Origin of the sequence: Caballeronia sp. LZ032 (assembly GCF_031451315.1) — a bacterium.
GTDB lineage: Bacteria > Pseudomonadota > Gammaproteobacteria > Burkholderiales > Burkholderiaceae > Caballeronia.
The window spans coordinates 1,340,074-1,360,827 of record NZ_JARUXP010000003.1; the positions used below are offsets into that span (position 1 = coordinate 1,340,074).

Annotated in this window: 15 protein-coding genes; 3 read left to right on the forward strand and 12 right to left on the reverse strand. The window is 64.2% G+C overall.

What is annotated here, in order from left to right; genetic code table 11:
• Positions 1 to 42: 42 nt before the first annotated feature.
• The 5 genes from QCE69_RS27520 to QCE69_RS27540 form a co-directional block, all read right to left on the reverse strand.
• Positions 43 to 1,602 carry a DHA2 family efflux MFS transporter permease subunit gene (locus QCE69_RS27520; RefSeq protein ID WP_309934068.1) on the reverse strand — a complete coding sequence of 520 codons (1,560 nt, stop codon included), beginning with the start codon at positions 1,600 to 1,602 and terminating at the stop codon, positions 43 to 45.
• A 58-nt stretch (positions 1,603 to 1,660) separates the two neighbouring features.
• Positions 1,661 to 2,854, reverse strand: a complete 1,194-nt coding sequence (locus QCE69_RS27525) for an HlyD family efflux transporter periplasmic adaptor subunit (RefSeq protein ID WP_309934070.1) — start codon at positions 2,852 to 2,854, stop codon at positions 1,661 to 1,663.
• A gap of 30 nt (positions 2,855 to 2,884) precedes the next feature.
• Complete coding sequence (locus QCE69_RS27530) at positions 2,885 to 4,354, reverse strand: efflux transporter outer membrane subunit (RefSeq protein ID WP_309934072.1); 1,470 nt, start codon at positions 4,352 to 4,354, stop codon at positions 2,885 to 2,887.
• Between the two features lie 57 nt (positions 4,355 to 4,411).
• Positions 4,412 to 4,849, reverse strand: a complete 438-nt coding sequence (locus QCE69_RS27535; RefSeq protein WP_309925096.1) for a MarR family transcriptional regulator — start codon at positions 4,847 to 4,849, stop codon at positions 4,412 to 4,414.
• A gap of 119 nt (positions 4,850 to 4,968) precedes the next feature.
• Positions 4,969 to 5,523: a DUF4863 family protein gene (locus QCE69_RS27540; protein WP_309934214.1), complete on the reverse strand. Its 555-nt coding sequence runs from the start codon at positions 5,521 to 5,523 to the stop codon at positions 4,969 to 4,971.
• 330 nt (positions 5,524 to 5,853) lie between these two features.
• On the opposite strand from QCE69_RS27540, the gene QCE69_RS27545 reads away from it, so the two are divergent.
• The 3 genes from QCE69_RS27545 to QCE69_RS27555 are packed head-to-tail and all read left to right on the forward strand — an operon-like array spanning position 5,854 to position 10,039.
• Complete coding sequence (locus tag QCE69_RS27545; protein WP_309934074.1) at positions 5,854 to 7,428, forward strand: MFS transporter; 1,575 nt, start codon at positions 5,854 to 5,856, stop codon at positions 7,426 to 7,428.
• A gap of 11 nt (positions 7,429 to 7,439) precedes the next feature.
• On the forward strand, positions 7,440 to 8,516 hold the full coding sequence (locus QCE69_RS27550; RefSeq protein ID WP_309934076.1) for an HlyD family secretion protein: 1,077 nt from the start codon (positions 7,440 to 7,442) through the stop codon (positions 8,514 to 8,516).
• Entirely contained in the window at positions 8,513 to 10,039 is a 1,527-nt protein-coding gene (locus QCE69_RS27555) for an efflux transporter outer membrane subunit (RefSeq protein ID WP_309934078.1), read from the forward strand. Before QCE69_RS27550 ends, QCE69_RS27555 begins: the two co-directional genes overlap by 4 nt.
• Here the strand turns inward: QCE69_RS27555 and QCE69_RS27560 are convergent.
• The 7 genes from QCE69_RS27560 to QCE69_RS27590 all read right to left on the reverse strand — a co-directional run bounded on the left by QCE69_RS27560 (position 10,020) and on the right by QCE69_RS27590 (position 20,697).
• A complete protein-coding gene (locus tag QCE69_RS27560; RefSeq protein ID WP_309934080.1) occupies positions 10,020 to 10,958 on the reverse strand; it encodes an aldo/keto reductase in 939 nt (312 codons plus the stop codon). The two genes, QCE69_RS27555 and QCE69_RS27560, sit on opposite strands and share 20 nt — an antisense overlap.
• Before the next feature lie 16 nt (positions 10,959 to 10,974).
• Positions 10,975 to 11,358, reverse strand: a complete 384-nt coding sequence (locus QCE69_RS27565; RefSeq protein WP_309925106.1) for a nuclear transport factor 2 family protein — start codon at positions 11,356 to 11,358, stop codon at positions 10,975 to 10,977.
• Positions 11,359 to 11,394: 36 nt separating this feature from the next.
• Positions 11,395 to 12,714, reverse strand: coding sequence for an epoxide hydrolase (locus QCE69_RS27570; protein WP_309934082.1), 1,320 nt, complete (start codon positions 12,712 to 12,714; stop codon positions 11,395 to 11,397).
• Between the two features lie 70 nt (positions 12,715 to 12,784).
• On the reverse strand, positions 12,785 to 13,345 hold the full coding sequence (locus QCE69_RS27575; protein WP_309934084.1) for a VOC family protein: 561 nt from the start codon (positions 13,343 to 13,345) through the stop codon (positions 12,785 to 12,787).
• 17 nt (positions 13,346 to 13,362) lie between these two features.
• Positions 13,363 to 13,722 (reverse strand): BON domain-containing protein, encoded by a 360-nt coding sequence (locus QCE69_RS27580; protein ID WP_309925110.1) that lies wholly within the window; start codon positions 13,720 to 13,722, stop codon positions 13,363 to 13,365.
• Positions 13,723 to 13,868: 146 nt separating this feature from the next.
• Positions 13,869 to 14,732: an alpha/beta hydrolase gene (locus QCE69_RS27585; protein WP_309925111.1), complete on the reverse strand. Its 864-nt coding sequence runs from the start codon at positions 14,730 to 14,732 to the stop codon at positions 13,869 to 13,871.
• A gap of 10 nt (positions 14,733 to 14,742) precedes the next feature.
• Positions 14,743 to 20,697: an AAA family ATPase gene (locus QCE69_RS27590; protein WP_309934087.1), complete on the reverse strand. Its 5,955-nt coding sequence runs from the start codon at positions 20,695 to 20,697 to the stop codon at positions 14,743 to 14,745.
• Positions 20,698 to 20,754: the final 57 nt, after the last annotated feature.

Here is a 20,754-nt window from a genome sequence, read left to right on the forward strand (position 1 = left end):
TGAATCATCCGCATGGCGGATCCTTGAATCGAAACCGGGAACTCAGTGACCACCTGCGCCCGCGGCGCCCGCGCCCGCGCCCGCGCCCTTGCCCGGCTTCGTCAGCCAGATCAGCGGCACGATCGCGATGAAGATCACCCCGGACAACCAGAAGATGTCGTTCAGGCCGAGCATCGCGGCTTGCGTCGTCAGCGAGCGTTCGAAGAACGCCAGCGCCTGCGCTGGACTTCCACCCAGCGCGCGTTGGACCGAACTGATCGCATCGACGAACGTCGGGTTGTGGACGCTCGCCTGCTCGGCGAGTTGCGAGTGATGCAGGATCGTGCGGTCGTTCCAGCCCGTGGTCGCGAGCGAGGTACCGACCGCGCCCGCGAACACGCGCGCGAAGTTCGACAGACCCGCCGCCGCCGGAATCTTCGAAGGCGGCAAGCCCGACAGGATGATGGCCGTCAGCGGCACGAAGAACAGCGCGGTGGGAATGCCTTGCAGCAGGGTCGGCACAACGAGCGTCCAGGTATCGACGCCGGTCGTGTAGTGCGAACGCATGAAGAACACGGCGGCGAAGCCGAGGAACGCCAGCGTGGCGAGCACGCGCGCGTCGGAGCGCGGCATCAGCTTGCCCATGACCGGCGCGAGGATCACCGCGAAGATGCCGAGCGGCGCGGTGGCAAGGCCGGCATCGACGGAACGGTAGTCGAGATATTCCTGCATCCATTGCGGCAGCAGCACGAGGTTCGAGAAGAACACCGCATAGGCGACGGAAATCGCCACCGTCCCGCCAAGGAAATTGCGCCCCATGAAGAGCGTGATGTCGACCACCGGGTTCTTCTCCGTCAGTTCCCAGATGAGGAAGAACACGAAGCTGATAAGCGCGAACACGCCGAGCGCAACGATAACCGGCGAATTGAACCAGTCGAGATCCTTGCCCTTGTCGAGCATGATCTGCAAGGAGGCAACCCATGCGATCAGCGACAGCAGCCCGACCTTGTCGATGGGTATGCGCTTCACCGGCGTCTCGCGTTCGCGATAGATCGCCCAGGTCACGCCCGCCGCGAACAGCCCGACCGGAATGTTGATGTAGAAGATCCACGACCACGAATAGCTGTCCGTGATCCAGCCGCCGAGCGCTGGTCCGGCAATGGGCCCGACCGTTGCCGTCATCGCCCACAGCGCGAGCGCGGTCGAGCTCTTCTCCTTCGGATAGGAGGCCAGCAGGATGGCCTGCGACATCGGGATCAGCGGGCCGGCCACGGCGCCTTGCAGAATGCGCGCGGCAAGCAGCACCGGCAGGTTCGGCGCGATGCCGCACAACCACGACGAAATGACGAACAGGACGATCGCCCAGACGAACAGCCTGATCTGTCCGACGCGCTGCGTGAGCCAGCCGGTCACCGGAATCGAGATGGCATTGGCCGCGGCGAACAGCGTGATGACCCACGTGCCTTCATCGACGGACACGCCGAGATTGCCCGCGATGGTCGGAATCGCGACATTGGCGATCGACGAGTCGAGCACGTTCATGAAGGTCGCGAGCGCCACCGCGAGTGTGGCGAGGACGAGCTTGCCGCCTTGCAGCGGAGCGGGTTGAGATGTCGGGTTCATTGCATAACCTGTCTTGTCTGTCACTGACCGGTCAGATAAATAGCTACAAAAAAGTGCGTCAGCGCGACGTCACGTTGTCCGCGATGATCCGCTCGATCTCCGCGTCCGCTTCCTCGCCGTAGCGGCTGAAGACATCGGTCTTGTATGACGTCGTCGTGGCCGCGCCGAGTTGCGTACCGGACCGGTCGCGTGTTTCGACTTCCGTCTGCATCGAGAGGCCGATGCGCAGCGGGTGGGCGTTCAGTTCACGCTGATCGAGCCGGATCCGCACCGGCAGGCGTTGCACGACCTTGATCCAGTTGCCGGTCGCGTTCTGCGCAGGCAGCACTGCGAAGGCCGCGCCCGTGCCCGCCGAGAACCCTTCGACGTGACCGTGGTACTTCACTTTCGAGCCGTAGGCGTCCGCCGTGAGCGTCACCGGCTGGCCGATGCGCATGTGCGCGAGCTGCACTTCCTTGAAGTTGGCATCGACCCAGACGCCGTCGAGCGGCACGATCGCCATCAGCGGCGCGCCGGGCGCGACGCGTTGACCCACTTGCACCGAACGGCGCGCGACATAGCCGGTGACCGGCGCGGGCAGTGTGTTGCGTGCGTACGCCAGCCACGCGTCGCGCACTTTCGTGGCTGCGGCCCGCACGTTCGGATGTTGCGCGATGGAGGTGCGGTCGGTCAGCGCGTGATTTGCTTCGGATTGCTGGCGCGCGGCGTCGAGCGCAGCCTGTGCGGCGCTCACTGCATCGCGCGCATGGGCGACGTCTTCGCCCGACACTGCACCGGTTTCGGCAATCGAGATACGCCGCTTCAGGTCCGCCTGCGCGCGCGTGAGATCGGACTGGCGCTGGGCAATCGTCGCCCCGTAGTACGCGTTGTTGACGTACAGGCTGCTCACTTGCCGCACCGTCTGTGCAAGGTTCGCCTCGGCGTTGCCGAGCGCGACCTTGGCGTCGGCGGCGTCGAGCGTGACGACGGGCGCGCCCTGATGCACGATCTGCGTGTCGTCTGCGTTCACGGCGATCACGGTGCCGCTCACTTCAGGCGTCAGTTGCACGAGATTGCCGCTGACATAGGCGTCGTCGGTGGCTTCGAAGAAGCGGCCCGTGGTGACGTAATAGCCGCCCCACCCTGCACCCGCCACGGTCACCGTCGCGGCAAGCAGCGTGAGCAGCAGCTTGCGCTTGCTGCGCGGTGTTGTGTCGGCGGCGGAGGCGGATCGTTCCGTCTCGCCGCGTTCCTTGATGATGGTGTCGCTCATGTCCTGCTCCTCTACTGTTCAAGATCTCGCTCAGCGTGCGGCGATGGCGTCCGCCTGCGTGTCCGTATAGCCGCCGCCCAATGCGGCCGCGAGTGCGATCTGCTGATCGCGCCGGTCCATCTTCAGGTCGGCGACCGCGCGTTCGGCCGCGAGCGCGTTGGTTTCGGCGTTCAGCACGGTCAGCTGGTTCGTCAGCCCCGCGCGGTACTGCGTGAGCGCAAGCTGCTGCGCGCTGCGCGCCGCCTCTTGTGCATGAGTGGCGTCGATAAGTTGCGCATCGGTCGAGCGAATCTGCGACAGATCGGTCGCGACATCGCTCAGCGCCGTGACGAGCGTCTGGTTATAGGTGGCCACCGCGTAGTCGAAGTCGGCATAACGGCCCTTCAACTGCGCGCGCAAAGCGCCGCCGTCGAAGATGGGCAGATGAATCGCCGGTCCCGCCGACATCGTGCGGCTCGCCGCCGTCAGCAGTCGGCCGAAGCCGAACGCATCAAGCCCGAGCGACGCGCTCAGGTTGATGTCCGGATAGAACTCGGCCTTTGCTTCCTTGATGTCGTGCGTCATCGAGTCGACACGCCAGCGCGCCGCGACGAGATCGGGGCGACGGCTCACCAGGTCGGCGGGCAGATTACCGGGCAAACGCACTTCATCGCCGATGCCGAGACGCGGACGTTCGATCGACAGCCCGCGATCCGGACCCTTCCCCAGCAGCGCCGCAATCTGATAGCGCGTGGCGAGGATACGGCCATCGAGCGCCGAGAGCGTGGCGCGACTGGTCGCGAGATCGGCGTCCGCCGTCTTGCGCTCGACTTCGGTATCGAGCCCGTTGGCAATGCGGCCCGCCGTGATCCGCACGATCTGCTCGCGCTGAAGCACCTCGCCCTTCACGATGTCACGCAACGCATAGAGCCGCGCAAGCTGGTTGTAAGCGCGTGCAATCGACATATCGAGCGCGAGTCGCACCGCCTCGGCGTCCGCCTGGCTGGCCTGCACCTGCGATACGGCGGCGCGCAAAGCCTCACGATTCTTGCCCCACAGATCGAGTTCGTAGGAGGCGGACAGCAGCCCCTTGTTCTCGGATTGCCACGACCCCGCATATGGTGGCGGCACGAGCGCGTTCTCCGAATAGCGTTGACGCGTCCACGAATACGACGCGCCGAGTTGCGGCAGCGTGTTGGCCTTCGCGGTTTCGCTATACGCCGATGCCGCCGCGATGCGCGCACGCGCCTGTTCCAGTGTCGGACTGCCTGCAAGCGCTTCGGCGAGCAACGCATGCAATTGCGCGTCGCCGAATTGATCGGCCCAGTCGGGCGCGGGCCAGCGGCCATTGTCGGCGGGAAGGCTCTGCTCCGTCGCGTAGCTCTGCGGCTTTGCCATCTCCTCGTCGCCATGGATGCCCGCGTAATTCGCGCACGCCGCCAGCATGGCAGCGAACGTCAGCGTGATACTGGTCTGCACTGCCCGCGAAACAAAGCGGGCACGATTCGATTGCATGAACATTTTCTGACCTGTCAGATAATTGCGCAAAAAAAAGCACGAACGCACAGCGTCGCGTGTTCAGTCTTCAAGAAACTTGCTCAACAGGCGGCGCAGTTCGTTGAATTCGGCGCGCGTGAATTTTCTCAGACGTTTATTGAGGACGGCCGGCGCGATATGCGGCAGTTCATCGGCGATCTTTTCGCCCTCGGGCGTCAGCGTGAGATTGACGACGCGACGGTCTTCCAGACTGCGCGAGCGTTGCAGCAACTCCCGCGCTTCGAGCTTGTCGAGCATGCGCGTCATCAGGCCGGTGTCGATGCCCAGCAGTTTTGAAAGTTCGAACGGCGTCTGCGTCACGCCGCCGCGCATGGACATGAGAATGCCCATTTGCTGCGTGGTGATGCCGAGGTCTTTCAACGCCGCGTCCAACTCCGCGACCAGCAGGTTGCGCGCCTTGTTGACGGCAAAGCCGACGCTCTGGGTCAGCGTGAAGTTCTTGTGCGAGTAGTGGTCCATGGAGATGCTCCGCTGCAGCCAACGTCATTGGACTCTACTTTACTGCAAAGTCAGATTTTGTATAAGTCTGTTTTTGGAATGCTCTTTTGCAGAAGCGCCATGGGCCGGGCGCGACGCGCTTACGGTTGTAATGAACCGCCGAAGGTAATGCGACCCGCTGGAAGAAAGGTCAGCGAGATCACCGCGCCGCCCCTGACCTCCGGGAAATGGCGGCTTCCGGGGTCCGGCGAGGTCCAGCCGCCGTGACACCAGCCGTCGAGACCGCGGAGCGCGGCGCCTTCGTCAAGCGGGAACACCATGTTGAACTCGCCGTAGGGATGCGCGTGATAGTGCCCTCGGAAGCTGTCTTCCGGATTGCCCTGCGTGTTGCCGGTGCTGTCCATCAGCACGACCGTCACACTGAAGAAGAAAGTCTTCTCGCAAGGCGTACTGAGCAAGGAACGGCGATAGCGCGGCCCATCGATCTCGAGGTTTGCTGCCCAGCCCTCTTGTACGCCGCGCTTCACTCCTTGCGCGATCTCCTGGTAAAGCGCGCTCTGCACGCTCAATTCACCGTTGAGCCAATGCTCGACCTCCGCGCTTGCGGTCTTGTCCTTGATTCTCTCGAGCAAGGTGATGAGTCGCGCGAGCAATGCTTCCTGCGGCGGGGGCGCATCGTGTCTTGTTCCGGGCATGGCGATCGGGTTCTCATTCGAAGTCGGCTCCGGATGAAAGCACGGATCGTCTTCGACAGGTACACGATGGCCAGAAGCTGCACGCGAATGGCCAGGAAACACCCTGTCCTTACGGATGACGAAGGTCTGCACGCAAACTGCAACCGCAATTTTCCGCGCGTACACTCGACGCAGCCGAGCCTGACAAGCACGCGTCAGCGCAATATTGCGCGCTCGACCGGGTGCATTAGCAGCATGAAAAAGAGGTTTCGTTCTCCCGGACCCACGATGCCGTGATGCGTGGTCCCGGCATGCGATGTCTGACCGAGCACGCGCAACAGGTCAACCTTCATGATTACCACCGACGTCCACGACAACAGCCGCGCCATCGCGGCCGCCCCCGCGCCGCAAGCTCCGGGGCTGTCGTTGCGCGTTGCGGTGGGGCTGATCGGCATGCTGCTGGCTTCATTGCTCGCGATCCTGAACGAACAGGTCACGGCGGTCGCCATGGTGGATGTCCAGGGCGCCTTGTCCATCGGATATGACGACGGCACCTGGCTCACCACCTTGTTCGAAGCGGCCAACGTCGCCACGATGATCTTCGCACCGTGGTTCGGCATCACGTTCACGCTCAAGCGCTTCACGACAGGCGCCGTGCTCGCCACGATGCTCTTCGGCTTCCTGTGTCCGTTCGCCCCGTCGCTGACGGCGCTATACGTTCTGCGCATCCTGCAGGGGATCTCGGGCGGCTGCCTGCCGCCCATGCTGATCATCGTCGCGTTGCGCTATCTTCCGCCGCAAATCAAGCTATACGGACTCGCCGGCTACGCGCTGACCGCGACCTTCGGACCGGCGCTCGGCACACCGCTCACCGCGCTGTGGACCGAGTACGTCAGCTGGCAGATGGTGTTCTGGCAGATCCTGCCGCTGGGCCTGGTGAGCTGCATCGCGATCGTGTGGGGACTTCCCGAAGATGCGCCGAAGCTCGAACGCTTCCGCTCATTCAACTGGATCGGCCTGCTCACAGGGTTGCCGGCAGCGGCCATGCTCGTGATCGCGGTCTTGCAGGGCGATCGTCTCGACTGGCTCGAATCCGGTTTTATCTGCGCAATGTTTATCGGCGGCAGCGTGCTGCTCGTGGCGTTCCTGATCAACGAGTATTTCCAGCCGATGCCCTTCTTCAAGCTGCAACTCCTTCAACGCCGCAACTTTACACATGGTCTGGTCACGCTCGCCGGCGCCGTCACGCTGCTGGTCGGCGTGGCGGCGATTCCCGGGCAGTTCCTGGCCCGCGTGCACGACTATCGCGCGTTGCAGTCCGCGCCGCTCTCGCTGCTCGTGGCGCTGCCCTTGTTGATCGTGCTCCCGCTCACGGCTGCCACACTCAATCTGCGGCGCGTCGACGTGCGCTGGGTGTTGTCGCTCGGCCTGCTGTTCATGATCGCCACATGCGCGATGGGCAGCGCCATGACGTCCGAATGGATCCGCGACAACTTCTACTGGTTGCAGTCGCTGCAGATCATGGCCCAGCCGATGGTCATTCTCTCCATCCTGATGGGCGTCACCACCGGCTTGCCGCCGACGGAAGGCCCCTTCGCGTCCGCGATGTTCAACACCGTCAAGACCTTTTCAGCCGCCGTGGCGACCGGTCTCATAGAAGGGCTGGGCACCGCCCGCGAGCGCTTTCATTCGAACCTGCTCGTGGATCAGCTCGGCAATCGCGCGCTCGTGACCAGCCAGAGCATCGACGCGACGCACGGCATCGGCGAACTCGCGCATCGCGTGCATGAGCAGGCGCTCGTGCTGGCATCGGCCGAACTGTATCGCGTCATGGCGTGCGTCGCCGTCGCGTTGCTCGTGCTGGTTCCCATCTTGCCCGTGCGAATACACCCGCCCTGGTACGTGAAGCCGACACCCTCCCAATAAGGGACGTCATCATGTTTTCCACTATCCGCGCTCATTCCAGGCTGATCGTCGTTGCGGGACTGGTCGTCGCATTGCTTATCGTGGCCTGGATCTCGTTCAGGCTGCTGGCGAACCCGGACGTCGAGTCCACCAACGATGCCTACGTACAGGCCGATTTCACGCTCGTCGCACCGCGCATCCCTGGCCAGATCTCCGAGGTGCTGGTCAACGACAATCAGACGGTGAAAACCGGGCAGGTGCTGGTGCGCATCGACGACCGGGACTATCGCGCCGCGCTGATGAGCGCCGAAGCCGATGTCAGCGCAGCCCGCGCGGCCGTGGCCAACTTCGATGCCGAGATCGCGCGACAGCCTTCACTCGTCGATCAGGCGCGCGCGACCTTGCGTTCCGACGACGCCGCTATCGAATTCGCACGGGCCAACGCCTCGCGCTATCGAAATCTTTCGGATGCGGGCGCGGGCACCACGCAGGAGCAACAGAGCTCGTCGAGCACGCTGGCGCAACAACTCGCGCAGCAAGCGCATGACCGCGCCGCACTGAAGACCACGGAGCAAAACCTGCAAGTGCTGCGTACGCAACGCGACCGGGCCGCCGGTACGCAAGCCCGTGCGGAAGCGGCGCTGGAGCAGGCGAAGCTCAACCTTTCGTACACGGAGATCCTCGCGCCCGTCGATGGCAAGATCGGCCGACGGTCCGCGCGCGTGGGCGCGTTCGTGACGCCGGGTGCGCCGGTGCTTGCCGTCGTGCCGCTCGCGCAGGCGTACGTGGTCGCGAATTTCCAGGAAAACCAGATCGCGAAGATGCGGCCCGGCGCAAGGGCGCGCATCCGGGTGGACAGCTTTCCCGGCGTCGTGATCCGCGGGCGTGTCGATAGCCTCGCGCCCGCCACGGGCGTCAGCTTCGCGCCCATCGCACCCGACAATGCAACCGGCAACTTCACGAAGATCGTCCAGCGCGTGCCGGTCAAGATCATCATCGATCCGGGACAGGAAGCGGCATCGGACCTGAGCGTGGGTCTTTCAGTCGAGGCGCAAGTCGTCACGGGCCGGCGCAGCGAAGCCGTCGCGCAGGGAGTCGAGTCGAAATGAACGCGAAGATTGTGCTTGCCTTGCCCGCATGCCTTGCGATCGCCGGCTGCATGGTCGGACCGGACTTCGAGCGCCCCGCCGCCGTTACGCCCAAGGTCTTCGACCGCACGCAAACCGCGCAGGCGCCGAGCAAGGCCGTCGAAGCTTCCTTCGTGCAGGACTGGTGGACCCTCTTCGACGATCCCGTGCTGAACGCACTCGAACAGCGTCTCGCCGACGCGAACCTCGACGTGGCCGCTGCATCCGCGCGGCTGCTTCAGAGCCGCGCGCAACGGCGCATCGCGGGCGCCGCGGAACTACCGACGCTCGATGCCGCCGCCTCGTATAACCGCGAGCGCGGCAGCGAGAACGGCATTCTTTCGCTGCTCGGCGTGACGCCCTCGCAGAGTCAGCCGGAATCGGCATCGGGCGGCGCGCCATTGGGTGTATCGGCGATGCCGGGCGCCAAGGGATCGCCGGCCTATAACCTGTTTCAAGCGGGCTTCGATGCATCGTGGGAACTCGACATCTGGGGCCGCGTGCGGCGCACTGTCGAAGCGGCCAACGCGTTGAGCCTTGCGTCGTACGAAGATCGAAGCGCGATCCTTTTGTCCGCGCGCGCGGAACTCGCACGCGACTATATCGATTTGCGCAGCACGCAATCGCTGCTGGAAATCGCACGGCAGAACCTTGCCATCGCACGGGACTCGGTGAAGCTGACGCAAGTGCGCGTGCGGGAAGGCGTCACCACCGACCTCGACGTCGCCAACGCGATGGCGCAGAGCGAGACCATCGAAAGCCTGATCCCCACGCTCGAATCGCATCGTGATACGGACATCAACGCCATCGGCCTGTTGCTTGCCGAGCAACCAGGCGCGTTGCAATCCATGCTCGCCGACACGCACGCGACGCCAACCTTGCCGCGTCAGGTTCCCGTAGGCTTCCCGTCCGAACTCGCGCAGCGCCGTCCTGACATCAGGAAGGCCGAGGCGCAGCTGCATGCCGCGACCGCGTCCATCGGCATGGCCAAAGCCGATTTTTATCCGCGCATTGCCTTGAACGGCAGCGCCGGATTTCAAAGCCTTCAGCTTTCCAACTTCGCCGATTGGACCTCGGGACAGTTCGTGGTCGGGCCTTCCATTACGTTTCCCATCTTCGAAGGCGGAAGGCTCAAGGGCACGCTGCAACTTCGTGAGGCACAGCAGCAGGAAGCAGCCATCGTCTACAAGCACACCGTGCTCGACGCATGGCGTGAAGTCGACGATGCACTGCTCGTCTACGACGCCGAACAGCGGCGGCATGCGCGCCTGACGAACGTCGTCAGCCTGAATCAGCGCGCCCTCGGCATTGCGCAACAACGCTACAAGGCGGGGGCGCTCGACTATCTCGACGTGCTCAACATACAGAAGCAGTTACTGGATGCGCAAAGCAAGCTGGAAGAAAGCAAGGCGACGGCTGCGGAGAATCTCATCACGCTGTGCAAGTCGCTTGGCGGTGGCTGGGAATCGAGCTACGAGGCGTCGCTTACGGTCTTCGGGGAATGAAACCGGGGCTGCCGGTCTTGACGACTTCGTTGAAGCGCAGCCTCGTCTGGATGCCATCGATTTTATCGAACGCTTCGTCCGGCAGCGCGGAGACATTGAAGTTCTCGCGCGCGCGTGCTTCGCTTTTGGGCGTCGTCAGTAACGCGGTGCCGCGTTGCACGGCCCAGGCGAGCAACAATTGCGCGGGCGTCCGGTTCAGTTGCGTGGCAAGCCTGGCGATGACCGGATCATCCAGCGGTCCAGGCTTGATGCCATGTCCCAGAGGCGCGAAGGCCAGAAACACGATGCCGTGTCCTTGGCAGAACTCCAGCAACTCGCGTTCGGGCAGATACGGATGGGCTTCGACCTGCACGACCGCCGGCTTGATGCGCGCGGCTTCGTAGAGCGGGCGCAGCTCATCCAGCCCGATATCCGACAAGCCGATGGCGCGGCATTTGCCGTCATCGACGAGGCGCTCCATCGCCTTCCAGGTATCCAGCAGCGTCACGCCTTCATCGTAAATGACGTCACCGTTGGCATCGCGCGGATCCTGTTCGTCGCCCGCCTGGAACGCGAACGGCGTGTGAATGAGATACAGGTCGATATAGTCGACCTGGAGCCTTGCGCCGCTTGCATCGCAGGCCGCCGCCACCCGGTCCGGCTGGTGATTCGTGTTCCACAACTTGGTGGTGACGAAGATATCGCCACGCGACAGTCCCTCGCTGGCCATGCCTGCTTGTAGCGCCTCGCCGACTTCGCGCTCGTTGCGATAGCGCTCGGCGCAGTCGAAGTGTCGAAAGCCTGCCTGCAACGCGGCGCGGGTCGCGCTCACCGTGATGGCCGGATCGGCAATGAGGGTGCCGAAACCCATCGCGGGCATCTGACCGGCGCCCTGTGCAAGCGGCAACGTCCTCAGCCGGAAATCCTCGAACGTACTCATGAAGGCCTCTCCTGGTTCACGGCATGCGCTGCACCCACCGGCTGCGCCACGCCGGCGCCTCGAACGCTTCCGTGAAGTACTGGGTTTCGTGCGTGACCTTGCCGTTCGCAAACGACATGATGCTCACCGTCAGCGCCGCACGCTTGCCATACGTGATGACGTATTCCGTCACCCACAGGTCGCCGCTTCCCTGTATGCGCCTGACCTCGAAGCCCGACGGCCGGTCCGGATGACCGGAACGCAGCGCCTGCAGATTGGCTTTCCCGTGAATGCGCTCGCCAGATTGAGGATAGTCGCAGATGGCGTCTTCGTCGTAGATATCGTGCTCCGCATCGAGATCACCCGCCGCCGATGCGCGCCAGTGTGCATTCAATGCTTCACGTATCGTCTCATCGTGCATGACAGGCTCCTGTTGTCGCGAGGACCCGGAAGGCCATCAACGCAGCGACTGGAAACTTGCCCGGATTTCCTGGGTGAAAAGCTGAGGCTGCTCCCATGCCGCAAAATGCCCGCCCTTGGGAAGACGATTGTAGTGAATCAGCTTCGGATAGGCGCGTTCGGTCCAGCTGCGGGGCGCGCTATAGATCTCGTCGGGAAAGACGCTGACGGCGACTGGAATCTCCACGTGTTTCGGCGCGAAGAAGTTGAACTTGTTCTCCCAGTACAGCCTTGCCGACGAGATCGATGTCCCCGTCAGCCAGTAAAGCGTGACGTTGTCGAGCACATCGTCGCGCGTCAGTCCTTCCGGCTGGCCTTGAAACACCCGTGCAATCATCTCCTGGCTGCGGGCGTCGTGATCGAGCATCCACGCCGCCGCGCCGACAGGCGAGTCTTCCAGTCCGTAAAGCGTTTGCGGACGGTTCGCCATTTCCAGCGCGTAACCGAGACCATGCTTGTAGAAGTAATCGAGTTGCTCGAACGCATGCTGCTCGTCTTCGGACAGGCCCGCCGGCGCGGGTTTGCCGTATTTCAGATCGTCGGCGATATCGTCGGGAACGGTGGCCGGCATGTTGGTATGCATGGCAAGCAAACCGGACGGCTTCAGCAGCGCCATCTGCTCGGTCACGGCATTGCCCCAGTCGCCGCCCTGCGCCACATAGCGCGTGTAGCCCACGCGCTCCATCAGCGCGACCCAGGCTCGCGCGATGCGGGCGGGATCCCAGCCCGTGGTCGTCGGCGTACCGGAGAAACCGTAGCCCGGCAGCGACGGAATCACGACATCGAACGCATCCGCCGCCGTGCCGCCGTATGCGGTCGGGTTCGTCAGCGGATCGATGATCTTCATCTGTTCGATGACGGACCCGGGCCAGCCATGCGTGACGATCATCGGCAATGCATTGGCATGGCGCGAGCGCACGTGCGTGAAATGAATGTCGACATCATCGATCTCGGTCACGAACTGGGGCCGCGCATTGAGCTTCGCTTCGACCTTGCGCCAGTCATACGCCGTGGTCCAGTAATGCGCGAGGCTTTGCATCGTCGCGAGTTGCACGCCCTGGGTGTCGTCCGGCACCGTTTCTCGGCTGGGCCATTTGGTCGCCTTCACGCGCCGTCTGAGCTCCGCGAGCTGCGCTTCCGGCGCATGCACGCGCAAGGTCCGTATTGCGGTCTTGTCGCTGCCGGGCGGTCGGGACGTGGTGCTGATCGCGGTATCGGCGAGGACGAATCCGCTTGCGGAACCGGCAGCCGCCGCGGCCACGGCCGTTTGCATGAAGCGCCGACGTGACGACGCGTCGACTTGAGTACTGTCTGCCATGTCATTCCTCTCGGGGTTCGATTTGCCGTTCCCGGCACGCGCTCAACGCCGTGCCGGGATGCCACCGGCGTCATGCCTTGCCGTGCAACACCGCGAGAATTTGCGGCGTGAAGCGAGGATCGTCCGCTTCCACATCCGCCGATAGTCGCGCAGTGATCTCCTGCAGGAACCAGCGGTTGCCGTCCGGGTCGCTGAACGTGGCGAAGGTCGCGTAGCTCTTGCGCTCCGGACTGGCGCCTGCGATGCACCCCGTGCCGTCATGGCGATGGAAGACCCCACCCTCGTCGTGAAAGAGCGGGCCGACCTCCACGCCGCGCCGTTCCAGTTCCGCACGCGTGGCCGCGATGTCGGTGACCACGAGGTAATGCCCGCGAGCGGAGCCCGGCGCGGCATCCGTCATGTTCTGTCCGAACATGACCGAGCATGCGGATTCCGGCGGAGTGAACTGGATCACGCGGTAGCCGTCTTCGCCTTTGAAATCGACGTCCAGACGCCACCCCAGGCCGCTATAGAACGCCTTGGCGCGATCGACATCGGACACCGGCACCACGGCGATTTCCAGTTTCATGCCGAGCGCCCCGGCCCCGGACGTCGCGGATTCCTGCTCGCGCTGCATCGAATCGGTGCTCATGACGTCTCCCGGAAGGATCAGTTGCCCGGTTCATAAATGGTGAGCCGGTTGTCGACCCGCTGGACGCCTGCCACTTTCGCTGCGGCCGCCTGTGCGGTATCGATCTGCGACTGGTCCGGTACGGAGCCTTCCAGCGTGACTGTGCTGCCGCGTGCAAGCACGTTGATGTGCGATGAGTCCAGGCCCTTGGCCTGGGTGAGCGAGTGGCGCACGGAGCGGCCCAGTGCGCGGTTCTCCGCGCGGATCGCCTTTTTGCTGGTCGCGGCCGTGCTGTCAGGCGACGCTTCCGCGGCCGTCGCGCGCGGCAAGGTCACGGTAAAGATGAACATGAATGACGCGGCCGCCGCGACGGTAAGATTCAGCATTCGGGTTCGCATGCCTTGCTCCTTTGGGTAACGAAGTCAGCACCGGCGCAACACGTGACGCCGGTCGCCAAGCTTCATTACAGGACGGCGCGCGCGTTCCTTCAATCGTCGCCGGGTATGTCGAACCTTGCCGCGGGTATAGTCGCGTCAAACGAAGGTCACGCGTCTAGTGCACGGCGCAGGAAATCACGCATGAGGTCGGCGATTTCATCGGCCTTCTCATCGAGCGCGAAATGCCCCGCGTCGAGCAAATGCACCTCCGCATCCGGAACATCGTCCCGGTAGGCGTGCGCTTCGCCGGGCAGGAAGGACGGGTCGTAGCGCCCCCATACCACCAGCATGCGCGGCCGATGACGGCGCAGCCACGCCTGCCACTCTGGATAGGCGGCAACATTGGACTGATAGTCATAGAACAGATCGCTCTGGATGCGCGTCTGGTCCGGGCGCGACAGGAACGCGAACTCGTCGGTCCACAGGTCCGGATCGTATCGATCGACATTCGGGCTCGTGCCGACATGACGCTGCTTCGCGGCCGCGAGCGACATCAGATTCTGTTCGACCGCAGCCTGATACTTCTGCCGATTCGCCCAGAACGCCCGGCGCGTATCCCACAACGGCCCGAGGCCCGACTCGTGCGCCACGGCGTTCTGCACGATCATCGCCTCCACGCGTTCCGGATACGCCAGCGCGAGCCGGAAGCCCACCGGCCCGCCATAGTCCTGCACGAAGAGCGTGTACGAATCGAGGCCGAGCGCGTTGGCGAATCCGCCGATCACCTCGGCGACGTGATCGAAGGTGTAGGCAAACTGCTCCGGCGAGGGCGCGTCGCTATGACCGAAGCCCGGAAAATCTGGTGCAATCAGGTGATATTCGTCGCCGAGTCTGTGCAGCAGCGGTTCGAACATGCGTGAAGACGAGGGAAAGCCATGCAGCAAAAGCACGACGTGTCGATTTTCCCGGCCGGCTTCGCGATAGAAGATCGACACGTCGTCAACAGTAATGGATTGATATCTGACCTGCATGATGAGCGGCTCATGATGTGCCGGACGATGCCAGCGGAAGGTTGAAGGTGAAGCGCGCGCCGCCGTGTACCGATGCGTTGTCGGCATCGATCCGTCCGCCATGCGCCTCGATGATCGACCGGCAGATGGCGAGCCCCACGCCCATGCCGTTCTCGCGCGTCGTGAAGAAGCTTTCGAAGATATGCGTCATGTCCTGGACATCGATTCCGGGGCCGCTGTCTTCCACGCTGCACATGACGCTCGACGGATCGGCGAGTTCGGTGCGTATCGCGACGAACCTGGCGCCTTGGCCGTCTGCCTCCACGGCTTGCATCGCGTTGACGACCAGGTTCACGATGACCTGTTGCAACTGCACGCGATCGACGAGAACCACGGGCTCGGGACGCGCGCACTTGCGCATGATCGTGACGCCGCGCGAGCCGACGTCGTGTTGCAGAAACAGCAGCGCCTCGTCGATCAGTTCATCCAGCGGCGCTTCGGCGCGCGTCAGTCCGCGGCGCATCGCCATCGCCCGGATCCGGTCGACGATGTCTACCGCGCGCTGCGCATCGATCCTGATGCGCTGATTGACGAGCCGCGCCTCGTCCACGTCCGGCGCTTTCCGGTCGAGCCAGCGGGTGCTGAGCGCGCTGTTCATCGTGATCGCGGCGAGCGGCTGCTTCAGCTCATGCGCAATCGACGCGCTCAGTCCGCCGAGCGTGGCAATGCGCGCCGCGTGGGCGAAGTCGGCCTGAAGCCGCTGAAGCATGTCCTGCGCGCGGATGCGCTCCGTCAGGTCGACGAGACTGATCAGCGCAATGCCGAGATCCTCCGCCGCGATGGGACGGGCGATCGTCAGCAGGACGTCGATGATGCGTCCGTCGAGCGTCGGGATTCTGGTCGTTTCCTGAAACACCGATGCCCCGCTGTAACGGCTCTCCAGCGCGCGCCTGAACGTGCCGGGACTTTCGCGCCAGACCCATGGCAACGGACCGAGCAGCATGTGCGCCTCCCGCGCGCCGAACATGCTCGCAGCGTGGTGATTGACTTCCTCGATGACGAGCAGCTCCATCGCCCGGTTCAGCCATCCGGGATGCTCGTCGATATAGTCGGACAGGCTTTCCACGCCCTGTGCGCGCAGATCCGACAGCAATGCGATGAGCGGCTGCGCGTCGATCTGCCAGAGCGCCACGGGCATGTCGAGAAACAGACTGCGATAGCGATGTTCGCTGCGCAGCAACGCGGCATGGGCCTGCTTGCGCGTCGTGATGTCCTTCAGCACGCCGAGCACGCGAATGCCGTCATCGAGGTCTGCCAGCACGTGCGCCACGAGTTGCAGGTGCCGCACGGCGCCGTCCGGCATCAGCAGCCGGTGCTCGATATCGAACGGCTGGCGTTCGCGCATCGCCCGGTCGAGCATCAGGCGCACGAAGGTCACGTCATCGGGATGCACCCGCGCCAGCATCAGTTCGAGGGTCGGCGGCGTGGCGGTGTCGTACTGGAAGATCCGGAAGCTTTGTTTCGACCAGAACAGTTCGCCGCTCGACACATGCCAGTCGAAGCTGCCGGTGTCGCTCAGTCTCTGTGCATCGGCCAGCAGCGCCTCGGCATGTTGCAGATCGGCGTAGAGGCGCGCGGTCTCCAGCGACATCGCCGCCTGCGAGGCAAGCAGCCGCAGGATGGCGCTGCGCGCGGGCGTGAAGACGTTGGACGCGAGCGTGTTCTCCAGGTAGAGCACGCCGATCAGGCGCGTCTGCTTGATGAGCGGCAGGCACAGGATGGAGCGGCAATCGTGCCGCATCACGTACTCGTCGGATGAGTACGGATGGGTGGATGAGGCATCGTGGAGCAGCAGACTGTCGCTGGCGCGCATCACGTAGCGCAGGACCGACCCCGGCAGGTCCACCTGTTCGATGCGCAACTTGAGCGACCGCACGTCGATGCGCTCCGCGCTCGCCGTGGCCTCGGCCTCGACACGCATTTCCTTGCGGCGCCTGAGCAGCAACAGACAGCGATTCGCACCGGCGTGTTCGAGCGCCAGTTTCATCAGCGTATGAATCAGCTGCTCCAGATCGACACCGCTGAAGATGGCGCGCGACACGCTGACCACCGTTTCCAGATCGAGCTGCTCGCTGGTGGTGGCGATGGTTCCGCCGATATCCGTGAGCGCCCGCGAAGCCTGCGCGTGGTCGCGCGCCAATTGGCGCACCTTGCTGTGTGCGCCCCAGCGCTCGTAGCAAGCGCGCGCATTCGCCAGATAGGTGCCCGCGATGGTCTCCAGGCCGCGTCCGGCGAAGAAGCGTGCGGCCAGTTCATGCGCCAGCGCCTGATGCTGGATGAAGCCATGCTCGCGCGCCGAGCGCACCGCCTCTTCGTAGTGGTGCATGGCATCCGACGCGCGGCCTTCGAGATGCGCGGCTTCAGCGGAGATCAGCGCATGACAATGACGGAAATTGCCAGGGCAATGGCTCGACCAGTCCGCGAACTTCGCGCAGATGGCATGCAGCGTGCGGCGCCGCACGATCCGCTGTTCCTCGCTCGCCGACGCATCCAGCGCCGTCAAGGTCAGCGCATGAAAGAAGTGGTACGTCGCTTCTATCGGCAGGGCCATTGCGGCATCGAGATTCGCCTGTGCGTGCCGGGCGGCGTCGAGTGCGTCGTCGTAGCGCCCTTCCAGATACGCCAGCATCAGATCCATGATGTGCCAGAACGCAATGCCGCAACCGAAGTTCGCCTGCATGATGACCGAACACGCGGCGTCGCGATCGAAGCGGGCGTTCGCCGGGGTGTCGTCGGCGGGTTCGCCCAGCAGCGTCGTCACAAAATGCTGTTGCAGGAGAATCGTCTCGTACACGGCGTCGTTGCGGCTCTGCCGTGCAAACGCCGCGTGACGACGGGAGAGCCGCAGCACTTCGGCCAGCGGCGTGCCCTTTTCTATCGTCTGCCAGACGGTGGTGAAGGCCAGATAGCCGGCGAAAGCCAGGTCGCCGACATCGAGACACGCGCTGCTCGCGCGTTCGAGTATCGGCAGGTCGGTCATGATGTGACGACGCCAGAAGTTGATGTGATTGCCGTGCAGATGCAGCAGCTTGCCCTTGAAGCGGCGATTGCCAAACTTCTCGTTCAACGCCAGCGACATCTCCGAGAACTGCACCGCCGAGGCAATATCGCCGATCCGCGAGACCAGCATCAGCGCGTAGTTGCCATAGGCGAAGCTCGACTTGTCGGTATTGCCGGCGCGCAATGACAGGTTCACCGCCTTCAGCGTGATGAGCGGATAGAAAGCCGGCCGGGCGATGAACGCACAAGGCATCGATTCCACGAGCAGGTCGATGATCGTCCGGATGGCGGGATCGGTTGCGACCGGCGCATCGACCAGCCTGTCGATGGCGCGGCCCGCGAGGCCATGGGCAATGTCATGCAGTTCCCGTTCCACTTCGGCGCCGGCGGCGGTGTCATGCGGCGGCAGCAGCACGCCGAATTCGCGCAAGGCGAGCAGGGCGACGTCAAAACTCTCATCGAAGCGGCCCGCAACCTGATACAGCTCCATGCGCAAGCCGAAGACCTTGGCACGGTCCAGGCTCGAAGCGGCGCGTTCGAGCAGCATGTCGAAGAGCGCATCGGCCTCCACAAAGCGGCCGGCGAGATACTCGCATTCGGCAAAGGCCAGACAGAGCGCGAACGTGCGGGCATAGTGCCGGTCCCATGCGTCGCCGGACAAAAGCGCCACGCCTTGCGCGAGATAGTTTCGCGCCGCCGCGAACGCAGCCGAACTCATCGCGCGGCGCCCCGCCTCGTCATTCAGCACGAGGGTGCGTTCGCGTTCGTCGGCATCGGTCATCAAGCCGATCCCGCGATTGAGATGATTGACGATGTCGAAGAGCAGCGCGCCGGTTTCGTCCGGCGCGCTTCCCTCCGCCAGCGCACGGCCGATATGCAGATGCAGCGCGGGCCGCTCATCCTCCCGAATCAGCGCATAAGCGGCTTCCTGCACGCGGTCGTGCACGAACACATAGGCATCGTCGGTCCGACGCACCAGGCCGCTTTTCATGGCCTCCCAAAGCCTCGCATCGATTGCGTCTTCTGGTTCGCCATGAACACGCTTCAATGCGTCGATGCGCGCCACGTTGCCCAGCGCCGCGAGCCGGCTCAACGCTTCGCGCGTCGGCTGCGGCAGGCGGCCGAGCCGGGCGGCCATCAAACTCGCGACGTTCTCAGTGAATCCCTTCGCGCGGATCCGCCCGAGGTCCCACGTCCAGTGGCCGGCGCGATGATCGAATGCAAGCAATCTCTCGTCGGCCAGCATCGTCAGGAACTGGATCAGGAAGAACGGATTGCCGCCGGTCTTTTCGTGCAGCAGTTGCGCGAGCGGCATCGCCTCCTCCGCGGTGCAGCGCAGCGCATCGCCTAGGAGTACCGTCGTGCTGCCGGTCGCGAGGGCTTCGAGATCGACACGCCTTACGTTCATGCCGCTGTCGCTCACCGCATCGATCATGTGAGCCAAGCGATGCCCTGGTTCGACGCCCTCCAAGCGATACGCGCCGATCAGCAGCAGGTGCGTCACGTCAGTATGCGTCGCCAAGTCTTCGATCAGTTCGAGCGTCGCCGCGTCGAGCCATTGCAGATCGTCGATGAACAGTGCAAGCGGATGCTCCGGCCGCGCGAACACGCCCAGCAGGCGGCGAAACACGATATGCAGCCGGTTGCGCGCTTCTTGCGGCGGCAGTGACGGCACCGCCGCATGCTCACCGATGATCAGCGCCAGCTCCGGAATCAGTCCGATCATCAACTGGGCGTTGGGCGCGAGCGCCTCCGTCAGCTCGTGCCGCCAGTGCCGGAGTTCCGCATCGCTCTGGTTGAGCAGGATACGCACGAGCGACTGGAACGCCTGCGTGAGCGGCACGTAGGGCGTATCGCGCTGATACTGGTCGAACTTGCCCGATGCAAACAGGCTGCGCGACGGCGCCAGCGCCTTCTGCAATTCATTGACCAGCGCCGACTTGCCGATGCCCGCATGTCCCGACACCAGCACGATTTCGGCGTCGCCCTGCGTTGCCACGCGATCGAACGCCGCGAGCAGCGTGTCGATTTGCGGAGCACGCCCATAGAGCTTTTCGGGGATGCGCAAGTGGCCGGACGCATCGCACGTCCCGAGCGTGAAGGACGGTATGTCGCCGCTCGCTTCCCACGCCGCGAGGCAGGTTCGCAGGTTTGCGAGAACCCCGAGCGCAGTCTGGTATCGATCCTCCGCGATCTTGGCCAGCAGCCGCTCGACGATGCACGCGACCACGGCAGGCAAGCCCTCGACGCATTCCGTCACTGGCACGGGCCGGCGTGCGATGTGGCAGTGAATCCACTGCATGGCATCGGATGCGGCGAAGGGCGGCGCACCCGTCAACATCTCGTAGAGCAGCGCGCCGAACGAATACAGGTCGCTGCGCGCGTCGACCGGCCGGTTCATGCGTCCCGTCTGCTCGGGAGACATATAGGCCAGCGTTCCCGCGATGACCTCAGGCGGCGCCGGCGGCGGCTGTTCGCGCGGCAGCAGCGACGCGATCCCGAAGCCGGTCAGGCGGACATGCTCGTCGGTGCCGACCAGCACGTTCGCGGGCTTGATGTCCTTGTGCACGATGCCGAGCGCATGCATTTCGACCATGGCCTGCGCCAGATTCACGGCGATGCGCAAACAGCGCGCCAGTGCAAGCGGCTTGCCCAGCGCGCGGACGAGCGGGTCACCGCCGCTGTCGTCGAGGATCAGCACGGGCGGCACGCGTCCGAGATCGAGCGCGAGCGGCTGCGCGGACCACTCGGGCGCGAGCAACGAAGCCAGGCCGTATTCGTGTTCCAGCCGCATGATGGTCTGCGACGCAGGCTGATTCGCTACGCGCACGAGCAGCGTGACCGGCGAGTCCGGGCGATGCGCGCGGACCGTGAGCAGGTCGCCGTCGTTGTGCAGCGGTTCGAGCGCAAAGCCGGTGAGGTCCATGTGATGCTCCCTTTCGCCGCTCTCTTCCGACGAAACCGGTACGCATCCCACCACCCG

Bases quoted from the DNA above. Each gene is read 5' to 3' on its own strand.
- QCE69_RS27520 (WP_309934068.1), bottom strand. From the start codon at position 1,602: ATGAACCCGACATCTCAACCCGCTCCGCTGCAAGGCGGCAAGCTCGTC.
- QCE69_RS27525 (WP_309934070.1), bottom strand. From the start codon at position 2,854: ATGAGCGACACCATCATCAAGGAACGCGGCGAGACGGAACGATCCGCC.
- QCE69_RS27530 (WP_309934072.1), bottom strand. From the start codon at position 4,354: ATGTTCATGCAATCGAATCGTGCCCGCTTTGTTTCGCGGGCAGTGCAG.
- QCE69_RS27535 (WP_309925096.1), bottom strand. From the start codon at position 4,849: ATGGACCACTACTCGCACAAGAACTTCACGCTGACCCAGAGCGTCGGC.
- QCE69_RS27540 (WP_309934214.1), bottom strand. From the start codon at position 5,523: ATGCCCGGAACAAGACACGATGCGCCCCCGCCGCAGGAAGCATTGCTC.
- QCE69_RS27545 (WP_309934074.1), top strand. From the start codon at position 5,854: ATGATTACCACCGACGTCCACGACAACAGCCGCGCCATCGCGGCCGCC.
- QCE69_RS27550 (WP_309934076.1), top strand. From the start codon at position 7,440: ATGTTTTCCACTATCCGCGCTCATTCCAGGCTGATCGTCGTTGCGGGA.
- QCE69_RS27555 (WP_309934078.1), top strand. From the start codon at position 8,513: ATGAACGCGAAGATTGTGCTTGCCTTGCCCGCATGCCTTGCGATCGCC.
- QCE69_RS27560 (WP_309934080.1), bottom strand. From the start codon at position 10,958: ATGAGTACGTTCGAGGATTTCCGGCTGAGGACGTTGCCGCTTGCACAG.
- QCE69_RS27565 (WP_309925106.1), bottom strand. From the start codon at position 11,358: ATGCACGATGAGACGATACGTGAAGCATTGAATGCACACTGGCGCGCA.
- QCE69_RS27570 (WP_309934082.1), bottom strand. From the start codon at position 12,714: ATGGCAGACAGTACTCAAGTCGACGCGTCGTCACGTCGGCGCTTCATG.
- QCE69_RS27575 (WP_309934084.1), bottom strand. From the start codon at position 13,345: ATGAGCACCGATTCGATGCAGCGCGAGCAGGAATCCGCGACGTCCGGG.
- QCE69_RS27580 (WP_309925110.1), bottom strand. From the start codon at position 13,722: ATGCGAACCCGAATGCTGAATCTTACCGTCGCGGCGGCCGCGTCATTC.
- QCE69_RS27585 (WP_309925111.1), bottom strand. From the start codon at position 14,732: ATGCAGGTCAGATATCAATCCATTACTGTTGACGACGTGTCGATCTTC.
- QCE69_RS27590 (WP_309934087.1), bottom strand. From the start codon at position 20,697: ATGGACCTCACCGGCTTTGCGCTCGAACCGCTGCACAACGACGGCGAC.